At 70.8% G+C, this 21,140-nt stretch carries 21 protein-coding genes; 9 read left to right on the top strand and 12 right to left on the bottom strand.

Annotated features, from left to right (window positions below; all coding sequences use genetic code 11):
• Window positions 1-59 precede the first annotated feature (59 nt).
• The 4 genes from ACFY3I_RS00350 to ACFY3I_RS00365 form a co-directional block, all read right to left on the bottom strand.
• A complete protein-coding gene (locus ACFY3I_RS00350; RefSeq protein ID WP_390858664.1) occupies window positions 60-2,381 on the bottom strand; it encodes a GH92 family glycosyl hydrolase in 2,322 nt (773 codons plus the stop codon).
• Between the two features lie 175 nt (window positions 2,382-2,556).
• Window positions 2,557-3,777, bottom strand: coding sequence for a glucose-1-phosphate adenylyltransferase (gene glgC, locus ACFY3I_RS00355; RefSeq protein ID WP_365286265.1), 1,221 nt, complete (start codon window positions 3,775-3,777; stop codon window positions 2,557-2,559).
• 115 nt (window positions 3,778-3,892) lie between these two features.
• Window positions 3,893-5,044, bottom strand: coding sequence for a glycogen synthase (gene glgA / locus ACFY3I_RS00360; protein WP_390859399.1), 1,152 nt, complete (start codon window positions 5,042-5,044; stop codon window positions 3,893-3,895).
• Window positions 5,045-5,082: 38 nt separating this feature from the next.
• Window positions 5,083-5,868 carry a (2Fe-2S)-binding protein gene (locus ACFY3I_RS00365; protein ID WP_390859400.1) on the bottom strand — a complete coding sequence of 262 codons (786 nt, stop codon included), beginning with the start codon at window positions 5,866-5,868 and terminating at the stop codon, window positions 5,083-5,085.
• Window positions 5,869-6,081: 213 nt separating this feature from the next.
• Here ACFY3I_RS00365 and ACFY3I_RS00370 point away from each other — a divergent pair, with 213 nt between their 5' ends.
• A complete protein-coding gene (locus tag ACFY3I_RS00370) occupies window positions 6,082-7,473 on the top strand; it encodes a DMT family transporter (RefSeq protein WP_390858665.1) in 1,392 nt (463 codons plus the stop codon).
• Here the strand turns inward: ACFY3I_RS00370 and ACFY3I_RS00375 are convergent.
• Window positions 7,463-8,653 (bottom strand): transglycosylase family protein, encoded by a 1,191-nt coding sequence (locus tag ACFY3I_RS00375; RefSeq protein WP_390858666.1) that lies wholly within the window; start codon window positions 8,651-8,653, stop codon window positions 7,463-7,465. The genes ACFY3I_RS00370 and ACFY3I_RS00375 overlap by 11 nt on opposite strands.
• A gap of 353 nt (window positions 8,654-9,006) precedes the next feature.
• Here ACFY3I_RS00375 and gndA point away from each other — a divergent pair, with 353 nt between their 5' ends.
• Entirely contained in the window at window positions 9,007-10,446 is a 1,440-nt protein-coding gene (gndA, locus tag ACFY3I_RS00380; protein WP_390858667.1) for an NADP-dependent phosphogluconate dehydrogenase, read from the top strand.
• Window positions 10,447-11,174: 728 nt separating this feature from the next.
• On the opposite strand, the gene ACFY3I_RS00385 is transcribed toward gndA, so the two are convergent.
• The 5 genes from ACFY3I_RS00385 to ACFY3I_RS00405 all read right to left on the bottom strand — a co-directional run bounded on the left by ACFY3I_RS00385 (window position 11,175) and on the right by ACFY3I_RS00405 (window position 14,382).
• Window positions 11,175-11,807: an aspartate/glutamate racemase family protein gene (locus ACFY3I_RS00385; protein ID WP_390858668.1), complete on the bottom strand. Its 633-nt coding sequence runs from the start codon at window positions 11,805-11,807 to the stop codon at window positions 11,175-11,177.
• 10 nt (window positions 11,808-11,817) lie between these two features.
• On the bottom strand, window positions 11,818-12,162 hold the full coding sequence (locus ACFY3I_RS00390) for a GNAT family N-acetyltransferase (RefSeq protein WP_390858669.1): 345 nt from the start codon (window positions 12,160-12,162) through the stop codon (window positions 11,818-11,820).
• A 21-nt stretch (window positions 12,163-12,183) separates the two neighbouring features.
• Window positions 12,184-12,603 (bottom strand): aspartate 1-decarboxylase, encoded by a 420-nt coding sequence (panD, locus tag ACFY3I_RS00395; protein WP_390858670.1) that lies wholly within the window; start codon window positions 12,601-12,603, stop codon window positions 12,184-12,186.
• Between the two features lie 378 nt (window positions 12,604-12,981).
• A complete protein-coding gene (locus tag ACFY3I_RS00400) occupies window positions 12,982-13,527 on the bottom strand; it encodes an SMI1/KNR4 family protein (RefSeq protein ID WP_390858671.1) in 546 nt (181 codons plus the stop codon).
• A 555-nt stretch (window positions 13,528-14,082) separates the two neighbouring features.
• A complete protein-coding gene (locus ACFY3I_RS00405; RefSeq protein ID WP_390858672.1) occupies window positions 14,083-14,382 on the bottom strand; it encodes a hypothetical protein in 300 nt (99 codons plus the stop codon).
• Window positions 14,383-14,805: 423 nt separating this feature from the next.
• Here ACFY3I_RS00405 and ACFY3I_RS00410 point away from each other — a divergent pair, with 423 nt between their 5' ends.
• From ACFY3I_RS00410 to ACFY3I_RS00430, 5 genes are all read left to right on the top strand, one after another.
• Window positions 14,806-15,237 (top strand): ATP-binding protein, encoded by a 432-nt coding sequence (locus ACFY3I_RS00410; protein ID WP_390858673.1) that lies wholly within the window; start codon window positions 14,806-14,808, stop codon window positions 15,235-15,237.
• A gap of 222 nt (window positions 15,238-15,459) precedes the next feature.
• Window positions 15,460-16,029, top strand: coding sequence for a sigma-70 family RNA polymerase sigma factor (locus tag ACFY3I_RS00415; protein WP_390858674.1), 570 nt, complete (start codon window positions 15,460-15,462; stop codon window positions 16,027-16,029).
• A complete protein-coding gene (locus ACFY3I_RS00420) occupies window positions 16,026-16,751 on the top strand; it encodes an anti-sigma factor domain-containing protein (RefSeq protein WP_390858675.1) in 726 nt (241 codons plus the stop codon). The genes ACFY3I_RS00415 and ACFY3I_RS00420 overlap by 4 nt, the downstream gene beginning before the upstream one ends.
• 916 nt (window positions 16,752-17,667) lie before the next feature.
• Window positions 17,668-17,844: a hypothetical protein gene (locus tag ACFY3I_RS00425; RefSeq protein WP_390858676.1), complete on the top strand. Its 177-nt coding sequence runs from the start codon at window positions 17,668-17,670 to the stop codon at window positions 17,842-17,844.
• Between the two features lie 250 nt (window positions 17,845-18,094).
• Window positions 18,095-18,520, top strand: a complete 426-nt coding sequence (locus ACFY3I_RS00430) for a hypothetical protein (protein WP_390858677.1) — start codon at window positions 18,095-18,097, stop codon at window positions 18,518-18,520.
• Between the two features lie 142 nt (window positions 18,521-18,662).
• On the opposite strand, the gene ACFY3I_RS00435 is transcribed toward ACFY3I_RS00430, so the two are convergent.
• Window positions 18,663-18,854, bottom strand: coding sequence for a hypothetical protein (locus tag ACFY3I_RS00435; protein ID WP_390858678.1), 192 nt, complete (start codon window positions 18,852-18,854; stop codon window positions 18,663-18,665).
• Window positions 18,855-19,485: 631 nt separating this feature from the next.
• Between ACFY3I_RS00435 and ACFY3I_RS00440 the strand changes: the two genes are divergently transcribed.
• Window positions 19,486-19,824, top strand: coding sequence for an STAS domain-containing protein (locus ACFY3I_RS00440; RefSeq protein ID WP_390858679.1), 339 nt, complete (start codon window positions 19,486-19,488; stop codon window positions 19,822-19,824).
• A 9-nt stretch (window positions 19,825-19,833) separates the two neighbouring features.
• Here ACFY3I_RS00440 and ACFY3I_RS00445 read toward each other — a convergent pair whose 3' ends face one another.
• Complete coding sequence (locus ACFY3I_RS00445; protein ID WP_390858680.1) at window positions 19,834-20,460, bottom strand: TerD family protein; 627 nt, start codon at window positions 20,458-20,460, stop codon at window positions 19,834-19,836.
• 195 nt (window positions 20,461-20,655) lie between these two features.
• Between ACFY3I_RS00445 and ACFY3I_RS00450 the strand changes: the two genes are divergently transcribed.
• Complete coding sequence (locus tag ACFY3I_RS00450; protein WP_390858681.1) at window positions 20,656-21,138, top strand: CBS domain-containing protein; 483 nt, start codon at window positions 20,656-20,658, stop codon at window positions 21,136-21,138.
• The last annotated feature ends 2 nt before the right edge of the window (window positions 21,139-21,140 follow it).

The following is a 21,140-nucleotide window of genomic DNA, read 5'->3' on the forward strand; positions in this document are numbered from 1 at the left end:
TAACAGCAGATTAAGTCCCGCCTCCCCCGAAAGAGGCGGGACTCATGGGAAACCTGAGGTCACCTCAGCGCCGGTGGCGCCGCCTGGGGTGACGTACCCCACTCTGACGGGCGCGGGCCGACCGTGAACGCCAGCGAGCGCAGAGTGCGCAGTGAACCGTTCGTCAGATAGGTCCGGCCGTACTCCGATCCGTCGACCCGGGCGGTCTGGACGTACCGGTCGGCGGCCGAGGTGCCCGGTGCGGTCACCGTGAACCCGCCGTTCGGCCAGTAGCGGCGGTCCAGGCGGAGCTGGACCCGGTCGAAGACCGGCGTCGACAGACCCCACGTGCCGTATCCCGGCTGGACGGGGAAGAGGCCGATCGACGACAGCACGTTCCAGGCGGACATGGTGCCGAGGTCGTCGTTGCCGGTCATCCCGGACGGCCCGTCGGTGAAGAGGGTGAGCGCCGCGTGCACCACGTCGGTGGTCTGCCAGGGCCGGCCGGTGGACAGGTAGGTGTACGGGGCGATCAGGTCGGGCTCGTTCATCGGGTTGTAGACGGCCGCCCGGTAGTAGTCGTAGGCGTTGCCGTGCACCCACACCTCGCGGGCGGTCCCCGCCGGGTCGGCGAGCAGCCTGTCGTAGGCGAAGAAGGAGTCGAGCCGCCGGTTGGCGGCTTCCTTGCCGCCGATCAGGGAGATCACCCCGGGCAGGTCCTGCGGGACGAGCCACTGGTACTGCCAGGCGGTGCCCTCGTGGAAGCCGATGCCGCGGGCCGGGTCGGGGTCGCCGGTGAAGGCGCCGGAGGCGTCCCGGGCGCGGAAGAAGCCGGTGGAGGGGTCGAACACGTTCCGGTAGTTCTGCGCCCGGGTGGCGTAGCGCGCGGCGTCCGCGCCGTGGCCGAGGTCACGGGCCATCTGGGCGAGCATCGCGTCGGACAGCGCGTACTCGAGGGTGACCGAGGCGCCGTGGTCGTAGTCCGAGTCGCCGACCTTGGTGTGCGGGCGGCCCTTGACGTAGGGCGCGAAACCGCCCGTGAGGTACTCGGCGTTGGCCTCGCGGCCGACGCCCGGGTTGGCGGCCGGGGGCACGCCGTCGGCGTTCCGCCGCAGCGCCCGGTAGGCCCGCTCCTCGTGCCCCCTGAGCAGGCCCGCCTGGTAGGCGGTGGTCAGGAACGGGGTGACCGGGTCGCCGGTCATGATGTTCGTCTCGACCGGGCCGTAGCCCCACTTGGGCAGCCAGCCGCCGTCCTCGTCGACCTTCAGCACCGACAGCGCCATGTCCCGGGCCTCGCGGGGCGCGAGCAGGGCGAGCAACTGGGCCTGGGTGCGGTAGGTGTCCCAGAGCGACCAGTTCTGGTAGTAGGTGAAGCCCGCCGAGCGGTGGATCCGGCGGTCCCAGCCGGTGTAGCGGCCGTCCGCGTCCTCTCCGACGTTGGGCGCGAGGAAGGCGCGGTACAGGGACGAGTAGAACGTGCGGCGCAGGGTCGTGGAGCCGCCCTGGACCCGGATGCCGGCGAGCCGCCGCTCCCAGGCGTCCCGGGCCTGCCGTCGTACCGTGTCGAAGGAACGGCCGCCCTCGGCGCGCAGATTGACCTCGGCGCCGTTCGCGTCGACGTACGACAGCGCCGTGGTCGCCTCGACGCTACGGTTCCGGGTGGTGTCGAAGCGGACGTAGGCGCCGTCGGCCCCGGTGCGGGCACCGGGGGTGACCGCTGCGCCGTCCCAGGTGCCGTGGGCGGTGAAGGGGCGGTTGAAGCGGGTGACCGTGTACACCGTGTAGGGGGCGGTCTCCCGGCAGAAGCCGTGGCCGGTGATCTTCGTGCGGACGGTGTGGTCGTCGAGGATCTCGACCTGGCTGCCGGCCGGCTTGTGCAGCGCCTGGCCCGCGTTGATCAGCACGTTGGCCTTGTCGGTGGCCGGGAAGGTGTAGCGCTGGACGCCGGTGCGGGCGGTCGCGGTCAGCTCGGCACGGACGCCGGAGTCCAGGGCGACGCGGTAGTAGCCGGGGCTCGCCGCCTCGTCGGCGTGGTCGAACCCGGCCGCGTACGCGGCGTAGTCCGTCCGCGTGACGTCCCCGGTGGTGGGCAGGACCGGCAGGTCGCCGCCGATGCGGCAGCCGACGCCCGAGAGGTGGACCAGGGAGAAGCCGCGGATCCGGTGCTGCGCGTAGTCGTAGCCGGTGCTGTGCCCGGTGTCCGGGGAGAGCTGCACCATGCCGAAGGGCACGGCCGCGCCGGGGAAGGTGTTGCCCTCGTCCTGGGTCCCGATGAAGGGGTTCACCAGGTCGGTGAGGTGGCCGTCGGTCGGCTCGGCGGCCCCTGCGCCGGGGGCGCTGAGCAGCGCGGACGCTGTCAGCACCCCGGCCAGGCACAGCCGTGTGCGCCGGGTCCCTCTCATGTCGGAAGACCTCCGAAGGTTCGACGTCGTTGCCTGCATCGTGAGGGGGAAAGGCCGCAAAGCCCGGCACATAGGGCTTTTCACGTGCAGCGCGTCGCGCGCCGGCCGTCCCGGGCCGGACAACGAACCGGGCCCGGCGCGGGGACGGCGCCGGGCCCGGGTGAAGCCGAAGGGGTTACGAGACCAGCTGCCCCTTGCCGAGGGCGATCACCCCGCCCTTGGAGACCGTGTACAGCTCCGCGTCCCGGTCCGGGTTGACGCCGATGGTGGCGCCGGGCGGCACCTCGACGTTCTTGTCGAGGACCGCGCCGCGCACCACGGCGCCCCGGCCCACCACCACGTTGTCGTGCAGGATCGACCCCTGGACCACCGCACCCGGGTCGACACGCACGCCGGGCGACAGCACGGACCGGGTGACCTGGCCGCGGATCAGGCAGCCGGCGCTGATGATGGACTCGCTCGCCATGCCGCCGGCGTTGAACCGGGCCGGGGAGAGCTGGTTGGAGTGCGTGTAGATGGGCCAGCTGCGGTTGAACAGGTTGAACGCGGGCCGCTCGGCGATCAGGTCCATGTGGGCGTCGTAGTACGCGTCGACGGTTCCGACGTCCCGCCAGTAGCCGCGGTCGCGGCTGGTCTCGCCGGGGATGTGGTTGGTGCCGAAGTCGTAGAGGTGCGCCTCGCCGCGGGCGGTGAGCTGCGGCAGTATCGAACCGCCCATGTCGTGCACGGAGTCGTCGTCCTCGGCGTCCCGGTGCAGGGACTCGACGAGGGCCTTGGTGGTGAAGATGTAGTTGCCCATGGAGGCGAGGACCGTGTCGGGCGCGTCCGGCAGCCCCGGCGGGTCGGCGGGCTTCTCCAGGAAGGTGTCGATCGTCTGCCCGTCCGTGCGCGGGGTGATCACACCGAACGACGAGGACTCCGCGCGCGGGACGCGGATGCCCGCAACCGTGACCCCGGCTCCGCTGTCGATGTGCTGCTGCAGCATCTGCCGGGGGTCCATCCGGTAGACGTGGTCGGCGCCGAACACCGCGACGTACTCGGGCTGTTCGTCGTGGACGAGGTTGAGCGACTGGAGGATGGCGTCGGCGCTGCCCAGGTACCAGCGCGGGCCGAGCCGCTGCTGGGCCGGGACCGGGGTGACGTAGTTGCCGAGCAGACTGGACATCCGCCAGGTGGTGGTGATGTGCCGGTCCAGCGAGTGGGACTTGTACTGGGTCAGCACGCAGATGCGCAGCACGTCCGCGTTGACGAGGTTGGACAGCACGAAGTCGACGAGACGGTACGTCCCGCCGAACGTGACAGCTGGTTTGGCGCGGTCGGCGGTCAGGGGCATCAGGCGCTTGCCTTCCCCGCCCGCGAGCACGATCCCGAGTACCGAAGGCCCACCACGACGCATGGCCGCTCCCCTCACCCTGGTGCTCCATGCCTGCCCTCGGAGCACTCCCGCTAAGCCTGTACCCGGATCGCGTCGAACAAGCGGCCTGCCAGTTACGACTGTTTGAGGATCTCCTCTACGACGGCTTGAGGATCTCCTCGTAGAGCCGGACCGTGCGCCGTGCCACGGCGTCCCAGCCGAACTCCCCCACGGCGCGTTCCCGTCCGGCCTCGCCCATCCGCCGGGCCGTCTCCCGGTCGCCGGCGACCGCGTCCAGTGCCCGGGCCAGGCCCGCCTCGAAGTCGTCGTCCAGATCGACCAGCAGCCCGGTTCTGCCGTCCTCGACGACCTCCGGGATCCCACCGACCCGGGACGCCACCACGGGCGTGCCGCAGGCCATCGCCTCCAGATTGACGATGCCGAGCGGCTCGTAGACCGAGGGGCAGACGAACACCGCCGCATGGGTGAGGAGTTGGATGACGTCCGGGCGCGGCAGCATCTGCGGGATCCAGTGCACGCCCTCACGGACCCGGCGCAGCTCCTCGAAGAGTTCGCGGAACTCCCGGTCGATCTCGGGGGTGTCGGGCGCTCCGGCGCACAGCACCACCTGCACCCCGGGGTCGATGTCCCGTACGGCGCGCAGCAGATGGGGCACGCCCTTCTGGCGGGTGATGCGGCCGACGAACAGCACGTAGGGCCGGCTCGCGTCGATGCCGGTCCTGGCGAGGACGTCGGTGCCGTGGTCCGGCCGGTACAGGGCGGTGTCGATGCCGTTGTGCACGACGTGGACCTTCGCCGGGTCCAGGGCGGGGTAGCAGTCCAGGATGTCCGCGCGCATCGCACCGGAGACCGCGACCACCGCGTCGGCGGCCTCGACCGCGCTGCGCTCCGCCCAGCTCGACAGGGCGTATCCGCCGCCGAGTTGCTCGGCCTTCCAGGGGCGCAGCGGCTCCAGCGAGTGCGCGGTCACCACGTGCGGGACGCCGTACAGCATCTTGGCCACGTGCCCGGCCAGGTTGGCGTACCAGGTGTGCGAGTGCACGAGTTCGCGGCCTTCCAGGCCGGCGGCCATGGCGAGGTCCACGGAGAAGGTGCGCAACGCGTCGTTGGCGGTGTCGAGCGCGGACCAGGGGCGGTGCCGGACGACGCCGACCCCGCGGCCCTCGCCCCAGCAGTGCACCTCCAGGTCGACCAGGGGCCGCAACTCCCGGGCGAGGAACTCCACATGAACACCCGCGCCGCCGTAGACGTCCGGAGGGTACTCCCGGGTCAGCAGTCCCACTCGCACCCGCAACCCCCTGATCTCCACGGCCGGTTGTTCCATGGTCACCCAGATGGGGCGCCCGCGGAAGAGCACGGTGGTTGTGTGAAACAACAGTCACCGCAGACCCCGCCGCCCGGCACCCGGTAGTAGAGGCAGCAGCTGCGCCGCCGGTAGGCCGGGCCGGTACGGACGCCCGTGGTACTCAGCAGGGGGTGCGCGAAGAGCGCGTCGACGAGGGCGCGGGTCCGGCCCACGGCCTCGGTACGGCCGCCGGCAAGGGCCCACCGCTCCAGTTCGCGGCCGGCGCCGGCCAGCGCGGAGCCGGCGTTGCCCCACAGCAGGCCGGCGGCGACGCCGTAGCGGTCCCGCAGGGCCGCCGCGAGAGGTTCGAGGTGCCCCCCTACGACGGCGTCCGCGAGCGTGTCCGGTCCCGCGCCCCCGGGCAGCGCGCGGACCTCGGTCAGCCAAAGGTCGTCCGGGGCGCCCGCACCGGCGTCCCAGCGCAGCAGCCGGGGATCCAGGTCGGGGAGGCGGCCGTAGCGGACGGCGCAGCCGAGGGTGACCGACCAGAGCCGGGCGGCCAGTCCCTGCTGGGCGATGGAGGCGGCGACCCGGGGCTCACGGGTGCGGAGACGGTCGGCCACCAGCCCGACACGGAAAGTAAGGACATCTCGATAAACATCCGACGTGTCTTTTTTATAGGCTTTTCCGAGGCTTGACAGTTCCTTGATCCTTGCCGCCTCCGTGTCTCCGGCCGCCGATCGGAGGGTGCGCAGCACGAAGAAGCCGCCGAGCGGGCGGAGCGCGGCGAGATCGGGGTCGAGGTCCACGAAGAGCAGTAGTACCAGGCTTCCCCCTACACCGGCGTCGGGGTTCTCCACCCGCCGTCGCCCACCCTGGGGATGATCAGAGACCTCCCCTACTCCATCGGCAGTACGAGCCATTGGGTGCTCAGGTACGACGACGGGAGGCGATCGGGCGGGCAGAGTGTTGCTCATGGAAGCCGACCGTTCACCGTGCGGGACCGCCCGGCGGATCCGCCAGACGCTGAGGAGCCCCGCATGAGTTCCCTCGCGTTGTCCGTGGTGCTGTCCTTCGTCTCCGCCGTCGCCTACGCGGGCGGAGCGATCGTGCAGGAGCAGGTCGCCGTCTCCTCCCCCGACGAGCAGTACGCGCCGGTGCGCCGGCCCAGCTGGTGGGGAGCGATGGCGCTGAACGGCCTCGGCGGCCTGCTGCACGTCGTGGCGCTGGCCTACGGCCCGCTCAGCCTGGTCCAGCCTCTGGGCGCGCTCACCATCGTGTTCGCGCTGCCCATGGCGGCCCTGCTCGTGGGCCGCAGGGCCGGGTCGACGGCCTGGCGGGGCGCGATCATGGCCACCGTCGGACTGGCCGGTCTGCTCTCCCTGGTGGGCACCTCCGACTCGCACAGCCTGGACGCGGCCGGCCGGACCGGGGTCGCGGTCGTGACCGGCGGTGCGATCGTCGCGCTGATGGCCGCGGGCCGGGCCGCGCACCGGCACCCGGCGGTGCGCAGCGTGCTGCTCGCCGTCGCGTCCGGCATCGCCTTCGGCATGTCCTCGGTCTTCACCAAGGTCGTGGCGATCGACTGGGACGGCGGGATCGCCGTGTCCGACCTGCTCTGGCTGGCGGTGATCGGGGTCTACGCCGTCGCCGGCGTGATGATCTCGCAGACCGCGTACCGCGGCGGCGGCCTGGCCGCGCCGTTGGCCACCCTGACGGTGGTCAACCCGGTGCTGGCCGCGGCGGTCGGCATCACGATGTTCGACGAGAGCTTCCGCTACGGCACGACCGGCACCCTGCTGGCGCCGGCCTGCGGTGTGGTGGCGATGGGCGGCCTGATCCTGCTCACGACCGAACGCATCGAGAGCACGCCGCACCCCGTGGGCACCGCCCCGGAGCCCGAGACGTCACCCGAGCCGCTGCTCGAGGCGCTGGTGGAACTGGCCGAGGCGGGTCCGGCGGGGGCCCGTACGACGAAGGACGCCGTGGGCGCCCGTACGACCGTCGCGGATCTCGTGGACGCCCACGCGGCGGAGGTGGCCCCTGCGCGGGCGGGCCTCGCGGCGGCCGGACCGCCGGAGACGGCGCCCGCGGTGGACACGGCACTCACGGTGGACGCGGGTCTCCCGCCGCTCGCGGCCTTCGCGATGGACTCGGCGTTCGCCGGTCTCTCGGCGGCCGGGGCGCACTGCGCCGGGCCGGATGAAGTCGGTCCGGACGAGGTGGGGCCGGACGCGGTCGGAATCCGGATCCCGGACGACGACGGCGGCGGCGTGGGCTCCGGTGGGCCCGCGGCGGAGGCCGACGCGCTCCCGGCGCTGCCCGAGATGCCCCGGCAGCGCACCTCCTCCGTGCCGGACGTGGTGCTGCCCGCCGTCGGCCACGTGCCGGCCCCCGCGGCCGACCGTCGCCGGACGCGGGTCAGATTCTGACTCCGCCGGCCCGGAGATAGGCGACCGGGTCGATGTCCGAGCCGAAACCGGGCCCCGTCCGCACCTCGAAGTGCAGATGCGGGCCCGTGGCGTTCCCGGTGGACCCCGAACGGCCGATCCGCTGCCCCGTGGACACGTGCTGTCCGGCCCGCACGGAGATGGCCGAAAGGTGGCCGTACTGCGTGTAGCGGCCGTCGGCGTGCCGGATGACCACCTGATAGCCGTACGAGCCGCCCCAGCCGGCCGTGGCGACCTCCCCGGTCTCGACCGCCTTGACGGTGGTGCCGGTCGGAGCCAGGAAGTCGACGCCCGTGTGGTAGCCCTTCGACCAGTGCGAGCCCGACGCGTGGTACGGCGTACCGATGGCCGCGTCGACCGGGGCGACCAGGGAATGGCCGCTGTGCGAGGAGGACTTCTCGGTCCCGGCCTCCGGCTTGGTCTTGGGCCTGGTCGCGGGCTTGGTCCTCGTCCGGGCCGGCCTCGACGTCCTGGCCGGCGCCTTCTTCGCCGAGGGGCCGCTTCCGTGACCGGTCAGGGTCAGCCGCTGGCCGGGCAGGATCAGGTCGGGGTCGGAGCCGACCGTCGCACGGTTGGCCGCGTACAGCCGGTGCCAGCCGCCGGTGACGTCCTGCTCCTCGGCGATCCCGGAGAGCGTGTCGCCGTGCACCACGGTGTACATCTCGGCCTTGCCGGCCCGGGACTGCGGTGTGGTCTGCGGCTGTACGTCCCGTACCGAACTCTTGGCCGGGCGGGTGGCCTGGCGGGTGGCGGCGCTCTCGGTGTGCACCTCCGGCGTGGCGCCGCCCCGGCTGAGACCGGCCTGGACCGAGCAGACCGGCCAGGCTCCCGGACCCTGCCCGCCCAGGACCTTCTCGGCCACGGCTATCTGCTGGTCCCTGGTGGCGAGGTCGGCGCGCGGCGCGTACCGGGTGCCGCCGTAGGCCTCCCAGGTGGACTGGGTGAACTGGAGCCCGCCGTAATAGCCGTTGCCGGTGTTGATGTGCCAGTCGCCACTGGACTCGCAGGCGGCGACCTTGTCCCAGGTGGACACGGAGGCCGCGTCCGCGCTCCCGGCCGCGGCCAGCGGAAGCGCCAGCCCGGCGCCGCCCGCCGTGACGGTGAGCGAGGCGCGGTTGATCCTGTTCGGCTGGTACCGGCGGTGCCGTCCGCGTTCGGCCATGTCTGAGAGCCCCCTCGCCACGCGCGTCAGGAAGGCCAAAAGTAAGTGCCGCGAACAGGCCATGACAAGACAGCAATCAGCCGCCTCTCGCACCCGGCGGCCCTGCCGTCACGCGGAGAACCGGGCCGGGCCGGAGGCGACTTGAGTGGCGGTCAGCGCGAGGCGCCGGGTGACGGGCCCGCGAAGTGTCCCGCGAGGCTACTGAGGCGTCGGCGGCTGTGGTCCGTATCTGCAAGTGCGGCCGGTCGAACGGCGGGTCAGGATGGCCTTTGGGCAATACTGGCGGGCATGAGCGGCGGCAGCATCCCTTGCACGTTCTACGGGATCGACTTGATCTTTGAGGAGCAGGCGGTATGAGCACTTCGGCGCAGATCGGCGTCACGGGTCTCGCGGTCATGGGCCGCAACCTCGCCCGGAACTTCGCGCGCAACGGCTACACGGTGGCGTTGCACAACCGCACGGTGTCCAAGACACGCGAGCTGGTGGAGAACTTCGGGGACGAGGGCGACTTCATCGCGGCCGAGACCGCCAAGGAGTTCGTGGCGGCCCTGGAGCGGCCCCGCCGACTGGTCATCATGGTCAAGGCCGGTGACCCGACGGACGCGGTGATCGAGGAGTTCGCGCCGCTCCTGGAGCCCGGCGACATGATCATCGACGGAGGCAACGCGCACTTCGCGGACACCAGGCGCCGGGAGAAGGCGCTGCGCGAGCAGGGCATCCACTTCGTCGGCATGGGCGTGTCCGGCGGCGAGGAGGGCGCGCTGCACGGGCCGAGCATCATGCCGGGCGGGCCGAAGGAGTCGTACGACTCGCTGGGCCCGATGCTGGAGAAGATCTCGGCGAAGGCGGCCGACGGCGCGCCGTGCGTCACGCACATCGGTCCCGACGGCGCCGGGCACTTCGTGAAGATGGTCCACAACGGCATCGAGTACGCCGACATGCAGCTGATCGGTGAGGCCTACCAACTGCTGCGGGACGTCGCCGGGTACTCCCCCGCGCAGATCGCGGACGTCTTCCGGACCTGGAACACGGGCCGGCTCGACTCGTACCTGATCGAGATCACCGCGGAAGTGCTGGCGCACGTGGACGCGGCGACCGGCAAGCCGTTCGTGGACGTGGTGGTGGACCAGGCCGAGCAGAAGGGCACCGGCCGCTGGACCGTCCAGATCGCGCTCGACCTGGGTGTACCGGTGTCGGGGATCGCCGAGGCGGTCTTCGCGCGGTCGCTGTCCGGTCACGCCGGTCTGCGGGCCGCCTCCCGGGATCTGGCCGGCCCGAAGCCGACGCCGCTGCCCGAGGCGGAGGCGGCCGCGTTCGCCGACCGGGTGGAGCAGGCGCTGTACGCGTCGAAGATCGTGTCCTACACGCAGGGCTTCCACGAGATCCAGGCGGGCAGCGACGAGTACGGCTGGGACGTCGACCTCGGCGCGGTGTCCTCGATCTGGCGCGGCGGCTGCATCATCCGGGCGGCTTTCCTGGACCGGATCCGGGCGGCGTACGACGCGCGGGCGGACCTGCCGAGCCTGCTGTCCGACGAGACGTTCGCGCGGGAGATCGCCGGGGCGCAGGACGACTGGCGCGAGGTCGTCATCGCGGCGACGCGCGAGGGTGTCGCGGTGCCCGGTTTCTCGGCGGCGCTGGCGTACTACGACGCGCTGCGCGCCGAGCGGCTGCCGGCGGCGCTCACGCAGGGGCAGCGGGACTTCTTCGGGGCGCACACGTACCGGAGGGTGGACCGGGAGGGCGCGTTCCACACGCTGTGGGGCGGGGACCGCAGCGAGGTCGACGCGTAGGGAAACGGCTGGTGGGCGCGGGTGAGCTGTGGGTTGCGCAGTTCCCCGCGTCCCCCTGCGGGGTGGCCGGGGCCGGTGGGTGGGTGCGGGTCCGCTGGGGGGTTTGCGCAGTTCCCCGCGCCCCTGGGGTGGGTGGGCGCTGAGGCGCGTGGGTGAGTGCGGGTCCGTTCGGGGGTTGCGCAGTTCCCCGCGCCCCCGGGGTGGGTGGGCGCTGAGGCGCGTGGGTGAGTGCGGGTCCGTTCGGGGGTTGCGCAGTTCCCCGCGCCCCCGGGGTGGGTGGGCGCTGAGGCCTGTGGGTGGGTGCGGGTTCGCTCGGGGGTTGCGCGGTTCCCCGCGCCCCCGGGGTGGGTGGGCGCTGAGGCCGGTGGGTGGGTGCGGGTTCGCTCGGGGTTTGCGCGGTTCCCCGCGCCCCTGGGTCGGTGGGTGCGCGGTGTTGGGGGGTTTTCTGGGTGTGGGGTCAGGTGAGGGGTGGGCCTGGTTCCGGGGTGGGGGTGGGGTCCGGGTTCGGCGGGACGGGGGGTGGTGTGGGGACCGGCGGGGTCGGGGTGGGGACGGGGGCCGGGGCCGGGGGTGGTTCGGGGGTGGGGACCGGGGAGGGGTAGGGGTCCGGAGGCTGCGGGGCAGGGGGTACCGGGGTGGGCTGTGGGTTCGTCATGGTGTCCTCCGGCCAGTGGCTCGACTTCACCTCTGGGGTGTACTCCCCACGTACCCGAACGGGGCTCCCGCACTCACCCGGCCGCCCGCGCCGCCGCCGCGAGGCCGGGGCGGGGGCTGGAGAGGACCGGCACGGTCGTGGTCGTCAGCCGCTGCGCCGAGGTCATCGACGCCTGGGCGAGGACGATCACGTCGGCGTCGGTCACGGCGTCCGCGGCGGCTGCCACCAGGCGAGCGCATCCCTCGACGTCACCGGCCTCGAAGCGGGTCCAGGCGTCCGCCACGACCTGGGCGCGGGCGCGGACCGGACGGCCCGCACGACGGGCCTCGTCCTCGATCAGGGCGAGGGTCGGGGCCAGGGTGCTCTCGACCGTCGCCAGGACCGTGACGCGGGAGCCCGCCGTGACTGCTTCCGCCGCCATCGGGCGGTCGCCCCGGACGATCGGGACACCGACCCCGCCGGCGGCCCGTTCCGCCACCTCGCCGATCGTCGAGCAGGTGCAGAGCACGGCCCGTACGCCGTCCGCCGCCGCATCCTCCAGCGCCGCCGTGACCTGTGGTGCCACCGCCTCGGGGCCCTCCCTGCGGGCTCGGGCCAGGAGTTCCGGCGCCACGAGGTGCCGTAGCTCCAGGCCCGGGTGGTCCTCGTCGCGCAGGGCGTCGAAGACGGGGATGTGCAGCGGCGACGTGTGGAGGAGAGCGAGCACCCGTGGTTCCTCAGAACCGGCCGGGGTGGGCGACCAGCCACTCCTTCGCCGCGCGCAGCAGCTCGGGGTCGGCGGCCGGAGCAGTCTCGGGGTGACGCTCGGCCCACCTGACGACGTACGGGCAGAGCGGGGCCACCGGGGTGCCCTCGCGCTCGGCGATCGCGTACAGCTCACGGGCGAGGGAGCCGGCGATACCCCTGCCCTCGTGCTCCGGTTCCACGATGGTGTGGACCGGCACCAGGGCCCGGGAGGGCGACTCCAGCACGAAGTACTCGACGTGGCCGACGACTTCGTCGCCGGCGACCGCCTCCAGGCGGCCCGCCGCCCGGTCGTCGCGGATCTCGATGTCGCTCATGTCGCCCTCCTGGTCCGCCGGTCAGGCCGACACGGCCTGCGGGCTGCGCTCCTGGTCAGAGCCGGGTACCGGCTCGGACGGGTCGGCGCCGAGGGCCACGACGCGGTTGTCGTGGTCCACGTGCACGACCCGCGGCCGAAGCGTACGTGCCTCGGCGTCGGTGACCTGAGCGTAACTGATGATGATCACCAGGTCCCCGGGGTGGACGAGGTGGGCGGCCGCCCCGTTGATCCCGACGACGCCGGAACCCCGCTCGCCCTCGATGACGTACGTCTCCAGCCGGGCACCGTTGGTGATGTCGACGATGTGGACCAGCTCGCCGGGTAGCAGGTCGGCGGCGTCGAGGAGGTCGGAGTCGATGGTCACCGATCCCACGTAGTGCAGGTCGGCCTGGGTGACCGTGGCCCGGTGGATCTTGGACTTGAATAGAGTACGCAGCACTTTGGACTCCTGGAAGACGGCTCCCCGCCAGCTTCTTGCAGGTCAGGGGCGTCCCTCACTGTATACCGGCATGTCTTCAGCTCGAAGACCTCTAGGAAAATCGTGCGGGCCTGACGCTGAGTGGATGCCGGCTTGCCTGACGCCTCATCAGGCAGACATCACCCTCTGGCTGCGCGAGCGCGCCGTCCAAGGCGCCACCATGCGGAACTGGCGGCGACCACCGGCCGGAGCATCCCGTGGGCGTCGGCCCGGATCGGCCGCTGACAGCCCGACACTGGGGATCCGGTCACGTATTTCCCCAACGGCAGCGTCAGCTTCCCCACTCAAGCGTTCGAGCCCGGCTCCCTTGCGGTGCGCCGGGCTCCGTGCAGGTTGCGGTCAGTCCCACCAGCCGTGGCCGGCGTGCCAGCGCTGCACCCACGCCAGGAAGCCGAGCGCATTCGGCATGGGATACGGGTACGCGCCGACGTCGGTGACGAGCCAGACCTTGCCTCGTTGGGGACCGGTCACGACGAGGACCCAGTAGGAAAGTCCGTCGTCGGTGCCCAGCACGACAGAACCGTGGTTGTAGACGGCGGCGACACGCTCGTGGTGGTCTTCGGCGAGGGGTTCGCCTTCCCAGGCCCAGGTGCCCTGGAGCGGGAACAGGGCGGCCGGATCCCGGTCGCCCAGGTCGGGCCAGTCCGGAGGGAGCCAGCCGAGGGGCAGGAGGCCGCCGTCTTCCGGTGGCCCAAGCGATGAGCCGTTGGCGATCTCGGCAACCAGGCTCCGGTACGGCTCCGGGAGGACGACCCTGTTCTCGGATTCCCACACCGAGACGGCATCGTCTCCGAGCGCCGGCTCGCGCCACTCCGGCTCGAATGGGGAGCGCAGGAACTCCAGGATGGCCTCGTCAGGGCGTTGATCGGGTGATGTGGTTGTCACGGCAGCATGCTGACAGAAGAGGCTGACAGAGTCGTTGCGAGGGCGTCTGGTTCGTACGTTTGAGTGGGGAAGTTGACGCAGCCATTGGGGAATTACGTGAAGTTCCACACTCGGGCGCGGGCCCGCCCGCTCAACACAGCTCGCGCCGTATTCTGGGCATCGAGCGGATCCGATTTACCGCACGACCGGCGAAGCGCCCGGTCCATCCGATTCACGTCCAGGCAATGTCTCCGCGCCGCGCCTGACACGCGGCCCGCATCACCTGTACCTGACGTATTGCCGTTTCCGTCTCCGTCTCCGAAACGGTCACACTTCACGCAAGTCCCGAACAGAATTGGCACGGCCGAAGTCGATATGAGGTCCCCTGGTCCGAGAAGCGCTCGTCAGGTTGTGACGGCGCATTGGGCCCTCCGCGGGCACCGCGCTCCGTTCCTCCTGCTGCCTGAAGGAGCACGTCAAAGACCGGCGCCGACCGACATCAGTGCGCTCTCACGGCGAGGGCCGCCACCTCTGATGACGGTGGCCGCCCTCGCGAGTACTCGACGGTATGCCGGATCAGTACCAGTATCCGGAGTGCCAGCAACCGTTGCTCCACCAGCCGTCATGCCAGCGGTGGTGGGAGTAGCCGTACCCGTCGTGGTACCAGTTGTGCTGCCGGTCGCCACGCCAGTGATCATTCCGGTAGCCATCGTGATGGCCCCCGCCTCGATCGCTGTGCTGCTGGCTGAGTGAGGCGGGCGCGGAGGCGGGTGTGGATGCCACGGCAGTGCCCGCCGTGCCGATGGCGGCGCCACCGGCCAGCATCGCACCCGTTGCCGCCAGGACGGCCAGCCTCTTCAACGTCAGTGGACGCATCGCGTACATCTCCTTCCGAATCTCAGGGAATCCATGTCTGTGATTCGGAACCGGAGACGTCACGGTTTGACCCGCTTTGCGATTTTATCGTTGTCGCCGCGTCACCTTCGCCGTCGTTCACACAGGGCCTGCGCCCTCCGCGCCAGGGTCGGCCTCCCCTCTCCACGGGAACTGGGAGCACACGCGGCGGCGTTCGCGAACTGTATGCGTGAGGGGACTGACGCCGACATCGTCCGGGGCGCAGGAGCGGTCTCATCGCCCGCAGGACCAGGCACACAGCTGCCTGAGCCGAATCCTCATACGGACACGGTCACGCCCCGGCGGCCGTCACAGGACCTGCGTCCTGCCCCACTGCCGACTCGAAACGGCATCCGCAGGGCTGTCCGTAACGAATTCCCTTCAAGCCCCTTGAAGGTGTTCGCCATGAATCTCGATTCCTACCGACTCCGCTGCGCCTCGGCCGACTCCACCGCTGTGCTGCGTGAAAACCTTCGCACCTGTCTGGCGCGCTGGCAGATGGAGGAACTCGCGGACGACGCCACCGTGGTCGTCAGTGAGCTGCTGTCGAATGCCCTTCGCCACGGCCGTCCACCCGTGCACGTCCAATGCGCGCTCCGACGCCAGTTCCGTCGGCGCCCCGCCTTGAGGGTGGAGGTCATGGACACAGGTCCGAGTTTCGACAGCAGGAAGCAGCGGGCCAGGTGGAGGCACCCGTCTTACACGCTTGAAGAGTCCGGCCGGGGCCTGTACCTGGTCGATGCCCTGTCCAGCCGATGGGGCGAGCGACCGACACGAGAGGGGCACATGGTGTGGGCAGATCTTTGCGTCAGTGACGGCAACAGCGTGACCAGGTGACCTGCCAGACCATGCTCGTGACCCGATCCTGCTGCGGAAGACCGCACCCCCGCCGACGTGCCCGGCTCCCTTTCTGACAGGCAAGGACCTATCGGATACAGGGCCGAACGGACGGACTCTCCGGCATTCCCGTGTCCAGCGGGTGCGGGGAGGCAGTCAGGAGACCAGGCTGAAGGCGAAAGTCGGGGCGGAAGACGCGACGGCGGGAGAGGACCGACACGGATGCCCAGGCACAGGTCCGCTGCCGACGAGCGGCTCGACAGGTACCTGACCGAGACCGCGCACGGCAGCGAGGAGGCGTTCGCCAAGCTGTACGACGGCTTGTCCGGCTCGGTGCGGGGGCTGGCCCTGCGTGTGGTCCGCGACGCGTCCCAGGCTGAGGAGGTCGCACAGGAGGTCATGATCGAAGTCTGGCGGACCGCGGCCCGTTTCCACCCCGAGCGTGCGTCGGCCAAGACGTGGGTGTTCGCCTTGGCGCATCATCGGGCGGTGGACCGGGTGCGTTCCGCGCAAGCGGCCTCCGAGCGTGAGCGCAAGGCAGCCCTGTGCAACATCGAGCGCCCCTTCGACATGGTGGCCGAGCTGGTGGAAGGCCGCGACGAGCAACTCAGGCTGTATCGCTGCCTGGCGGCCCTCGGCCGCGAACTGAGAGTCCCACTGGTGCTGGCCTACTACGAAGGTCTCACCTACGAGGAAGTCGCCCGGGCCTTGTGCAAACCGGCAGGCACCGTGAAAACCAGGATGCGCACCGGTCTGCACCGTCTGCGCAAGTGCCTGGAGGCCGGGGAATGAAGCCCGAACCCGACCTCCACGAAGCCGTGGGCGCCTACGTGCTCGACGCCCTTCCACCCGGCGAACGGGCCGCATTCGAAAACCATCTGGCTACCTGTGCCGCCTGTCGAGGAGAAGCCGAACAGCTCATGGATGCGGTCGTCGGGCTCGCCGAGGCCGGCGCGCTCCCCCCGTACGACCCGTCGCGCTCTCGCGTCCTCGAAGAGATCCACCACACGTACCAGGAGACACCCCCCGCTCCGGCACGGCGTGGGCACCGGCTGCTGCCCTGGGCACTCGCCGCATGTGTCGCGGCAGCCGCCGCGGGTGGCACGACTGCCTGGTGGCAACGTCAGGAAACGCAGAACGCGGAGCACACGGCGCTCCGCGAGCAGCAGCGCACCGCCGCGCTGACCGAAGTGCTCACGGCTCCTGACGCCACGCTACGAAGCGGTGCGCTGAGCAACGGCGCCCAAGCCAGCGTGATCGTCTCCCGACAGGAAGAAAAGACGGCCTTCATCGCGTCGGGTCTCCCGGCTCTCGGCCAGGAGAAGGTGTACCAGCTGTGGTACGCCGACAACGGTGTGTACCGGCCGGCGGGACTGCTCGCCGGATCGGGCGGACAGCAGGCCCGCGTGCTGTTGGGCGCCCTCGGTCGTGCGACGGCGGTCGGTATCACCGCCGAGCCCGCGGGCGGCTCACGCCGGCCGACCAGCCCGCCTCTTGCCGTCGTCGAGCTGTGACGCCCCCCTCCATCCGTCACCCCAGTGAAAGACGGTGCGTGACGCGGACAGGGAGCCGACGCATTAGGCGCGTCCCGTTGCGGTCTCGACGGCGCCACTTCCGGCTCCGAGCTCCGCCGGGACGGCCCCCAGCGCTTCCAAGGCGGTCAGCATCGATCGCCGTGACCGTGTCCGAGCGTGCACCGGCGGAGAAACGCCGACGGCCGGCGAGCCGAATACAGCGGCAATGGGCTCAGTGCCCACTCCGGCCCGGCACCGACGTGGGCATGCACCGGAACCCGGTACCCGAGTTCGACACGGCCGGCGGCCCCACAGGCGGCGGGCTCCTCCGGTTGTGGACGGCTCGGCTCAGCGCTCCTGGCCACCGTGTTTTCCCGCCTCGAACCAGTTGGAACAACGATGGCGGGGACTCCTCTGCAAGATGACCGAGGCAGTCACCCGCTCGCGGCCACAGGGGCGTCGTCCGACGCTGTTGCCCGCCGGATCACAGTGTCGGCTGTCCTACCCGCCCTGCGGGGCCCCTCCGCCATCACTCCGACGAAGCAGGGGCGCCGTGACCGCCGCGCCAGACCTGATGCCACATTGGCGTGCCATGTCTTGCGCCCTGCCACCGGGAACGAACGGCTCGGGCGCTGGGAGCAGCGCACCGGCGACGGGCTCATCCGCCTCGCAACGGTCTACCGCACGGCCCATGCGGCGCCCATCCTCTAGGTGGAAATGCCGCTAAAGGGGTACTTGGGATGCGTTGGAACAAAGGATGTTCACAGCTGAAATGGTGGACCTGGCTCGTCGTCGCTCCCGCGGTCTTGGTGTCCGTCGCTGCTCCCGTCGTCTCGCTCGGGCTCGGAGTCGCTGGGGGTTGAGTCATCACCCTCGGTGGACACCTTGGGGACTCAGGAGGGCGACAGTCGGGACCGTGTACATGCGAGCCGGCGAGATCGCCGAGAAACCAGTGGTCACCCCTGCAGAAAAGGCCATCGGCCGGGTCATGGACATCTTCTTCGGTCCTTCGACGGGCTTACGACGTGCCGGCCTCAGCGGCGGATTCGATCTCGGAGTGGGCCACGGCGGCTTTCCTGCCTGGTCGCAGTGACCAGACCGGTGATCTTGCCGAGGTCAGTGCCACCCCGGCTTCCCCCGGGTGCTGTGCACTGCTGGAGGCGGCTGATGACAAAGACACTTTGCATCCCGGTCTGGCGCCACGGGGCGAGGGCGATCCGCCCTGCCGGACGCGCCAGATCGCTCGGTACCACCTCAGGAGGGCTTTCACAGGAAGCCCCAACTGGACGCCATCCGTTCGAGACATTCGCCGTAGATACGGCATAGGAAATTTGGAGGGTGCCATGTTCGTCATTATTGGCCTCATCATCCTCGTGGCCGCAGTGGTCGTGGGTATAGCCGGTGTGCTCGGCAACACCGGCAGCGGTCATGAGCTTGCTTCACAGGGCTTCACGGTGTTCGGCTACCACGTCACTGGTTCCACAGGCACGCTGTTCCTGTCCGGCGTTGTCGTCGGGGCAGCCGCCATGATCGGGCTGGGCCTGTTGCTGACCGGCTACGGCCGCACCGCACGTCGCGGCCGTGCCGCACGTCGCGGACTCGATGAATCCCGGCGTAGGACGGCAGCCATCAGCAAAGACCGCGACGATCTGATCGTCCAGCACGCGGCCGGAGCAGACGGGAGCGATCAGGCCCTCGGCGACGCACGCCAGGGCGACGGGAATCACGGGCGATGGCACCTGTTCGGGCATCGCCCGGTCCACCGCTGACACAGACGCGATGTCCTGACGCCACTGGCGACAGGCGGACCTGCACGTGCCGCCCGCCGCCCGTGCCGGCGCCCTTACCCTGAACCCGTACGACACCGGTACGAACACTCTTGTCGGGCGCGGCGAGGTCCAGGTCAGCCGTTCACCGGTGCGAACCGGCCGGGACCCGGACCATGAAGGCGACCGTCCGCGTCTCCGACAACGACCAGGTCACCGAGGAGAAGACCGTGACGATCCGGCAGTGGCTGGGCGCCCGGCAATCGACGGGACAGAGCGACAGGTGCTCCCGCTGCCACCCGACCGGGTCGCCGGGTATGCCATGGACTGGCGTCACGGGGCCGAGTGGACCCTGGGCATCCGCACTGCAGAACTGAGCCGGGGGCCTGCCGATGAACGGGGACGATCCGCCGAGGCTGCTGGGCATGGGCGCATCGGGCGCTCCCATGCCCGTGCACGGCACCTCCTCCTTCGAGTCCCATCCGGGCGGGACCCTGACCGGTATCCGTGTTCGCGGCGGCCCCGGTGGCCCGCGTCGGCCGGCCGAACCCCTGACGCCATGCCAGGTCCGATCTCCTCTCGGCGACTGCGCGATCTCGAACGCCGGCTCACCGATCGCGAAGGCGGCACGTGATGGCGTTGGACGAAGGTCAGGCAAAGCGGATCCGGCACGTGCCGACAGCCCCGGAGACTGAAAAACCGGGTGACACGGCCACTGAGCCGGAAGAGCGTAATGACCGGTCCCGGTCGGAAGTGCCTGGGCGACGGTATCCGGTAGCGGTGTGGGAGGCCGGGTCGAGACGGCGCATGCTCCCGCGGGCGCATCACCCTCCCGGATGCGTACTGCGGTGGCGCTCGGCGCGCCACGCGGTCGAGAACGGGCGCTCAGCCTTCATCCCCGATTCGGTTCGGAGCAGGTGTGCCGGGAAGACGGCCGGCAGACGCCTTCCGCTGCCCCGGAGCCACCGATGCACCTCTTCCGCTCGCGTTTCCGACGGCCCGTCGGACGCGGCACGTCAGCGCGTGAGGTCGTCCGACTGCACGGTGAGCTCGACGCCCGCAGCACCAAGGCGATCGGCAGGCGCCTGGCCCGGCTGATCGGCGCGGGACCGCAGATCCTGGAGATCGATCTCGGCGCGATGACGTATCTCAGTCCGGACGGCTGTACAGCGATGTTCGTCGCGGCCCGTGCCGCTCGCACCCCCGGCACCCGGCCGGTCGTCACGCACGCCGACGAACGGGCCCGGTCGATCCTGGACCAGGTCGGCCTCACCCGCGTGCTGACGATCCAGCAAGGCGAATCCTGATCGGCGCCTTCACACCGTCCCGGCTGGACGTTCCTCCGGAGCGTGGCCACGGGAGGGCCAGGGCCTGCCGCCCATCTCCAGGGTGAACGGCATCGGGTCGCTGTCGGATCCCCGGACCATCGCGTGCATCTCCCACACGCCGGAGCCGTCTCGGACGAACTCGGCCACGGTGGTGGCGGTGGAATCGGCGACCTGCGTGAAGTCGTCCGCGAGCAGTTCGATGTAGCGCTGGACGACCAGCACCCCGGCGTTGTGGATGTCACCGAAGGTCCGGCGTCCGCCGTCCTGGTGGATGACCACCCCCACCACGACCCGCCCGTAGGCGGCCGCGAGGCGGTCGAACTCCAGCACCATCACCTCGACGTAACCGAAGCCCTGGCCGGTCTGGCTGTGCCGGGTCATGTTGATCGTGCCGTCGGGTGACCGGCTGTCGTAGTGGACGACGTACGCAGGCCGCCCGTGGAGATCGTCCGCCGAGTAGGTCGCGGCGACGATGTCGAGGTGCCGGGGCGGCTCCCCGAAAGGACTCGGGTCCCATTTCAGCCGTACCTCGACCTTGCCGAGCCCCTCGCCGACGCTGCTCACCGGATGTCGCCTCCCCGCACCGGACCGCTGAGGGCCCGGTCGGTCCCCCACCCGTGAAGTATGGCCTGTGACCAGCGAATTGATGCTCCCTTGACGCGCTTCTCGCCGACCGGTCCGGAGAGGCGGGACGTCGGACCCCCGTGAGGGTGTTCGGGTTGCGTATGTTTCTGCCCGATGAGCTGGCGCGCCGGGCGGGCCGGGTACGAATCTGGGCACAGGAACGTTTCGGGAAGACGGGAGCCGGCCGTGCGCGCACGTGACCTGGCGGTGGAGTACGAGTCGGTGAGCGTCGACAGCGACGCTCTGGAGGCGGCACGGCTGATGGCCGAGCAGAAGCTGCCGGCGCTGCTCGTGCTGGACGAGCGCGGGGAGCCGAAGGCGATCCTGCCGGCCTCGCAGATGGTCAAGGTGCTGGTCCCGGCGTATGTCGTCGAGGATCCCTCCCTGGCGGCGGTGGTGGACGAGCAGCACGCCGACCGGCTCTGCCAGGCGTTGGCCGGGCGCCGCGTCGGCGACTGCCTGTCCGGCTCCGTCGCCGCGCCGCCGATCGCCGACCCGGACGACACCGCGCTGGAGGTCGCCGCACTGATGGCGCGGGTGCGCAGCCCCCTGGTCGCCGTGGCCACGAAGGACAAGGCCGGCACCCATCTGCTCGGGGTGGTCACCGCCTCGCACCTGCTGCACGAGCTCCTGGGCAAGGCGGGCACGGCGAGTACGCCGCGTGCCTGAAC

The sequence above is a fragment of the Streptomyces sp. NPDC001068 genome, assembly GCF_042897315.1.
Taxonomy (GTDB): Bacteria; Actinomycetota; Actinomycetes; order Streptomycetales; family Streptomycetaceae; genus Streptomyces.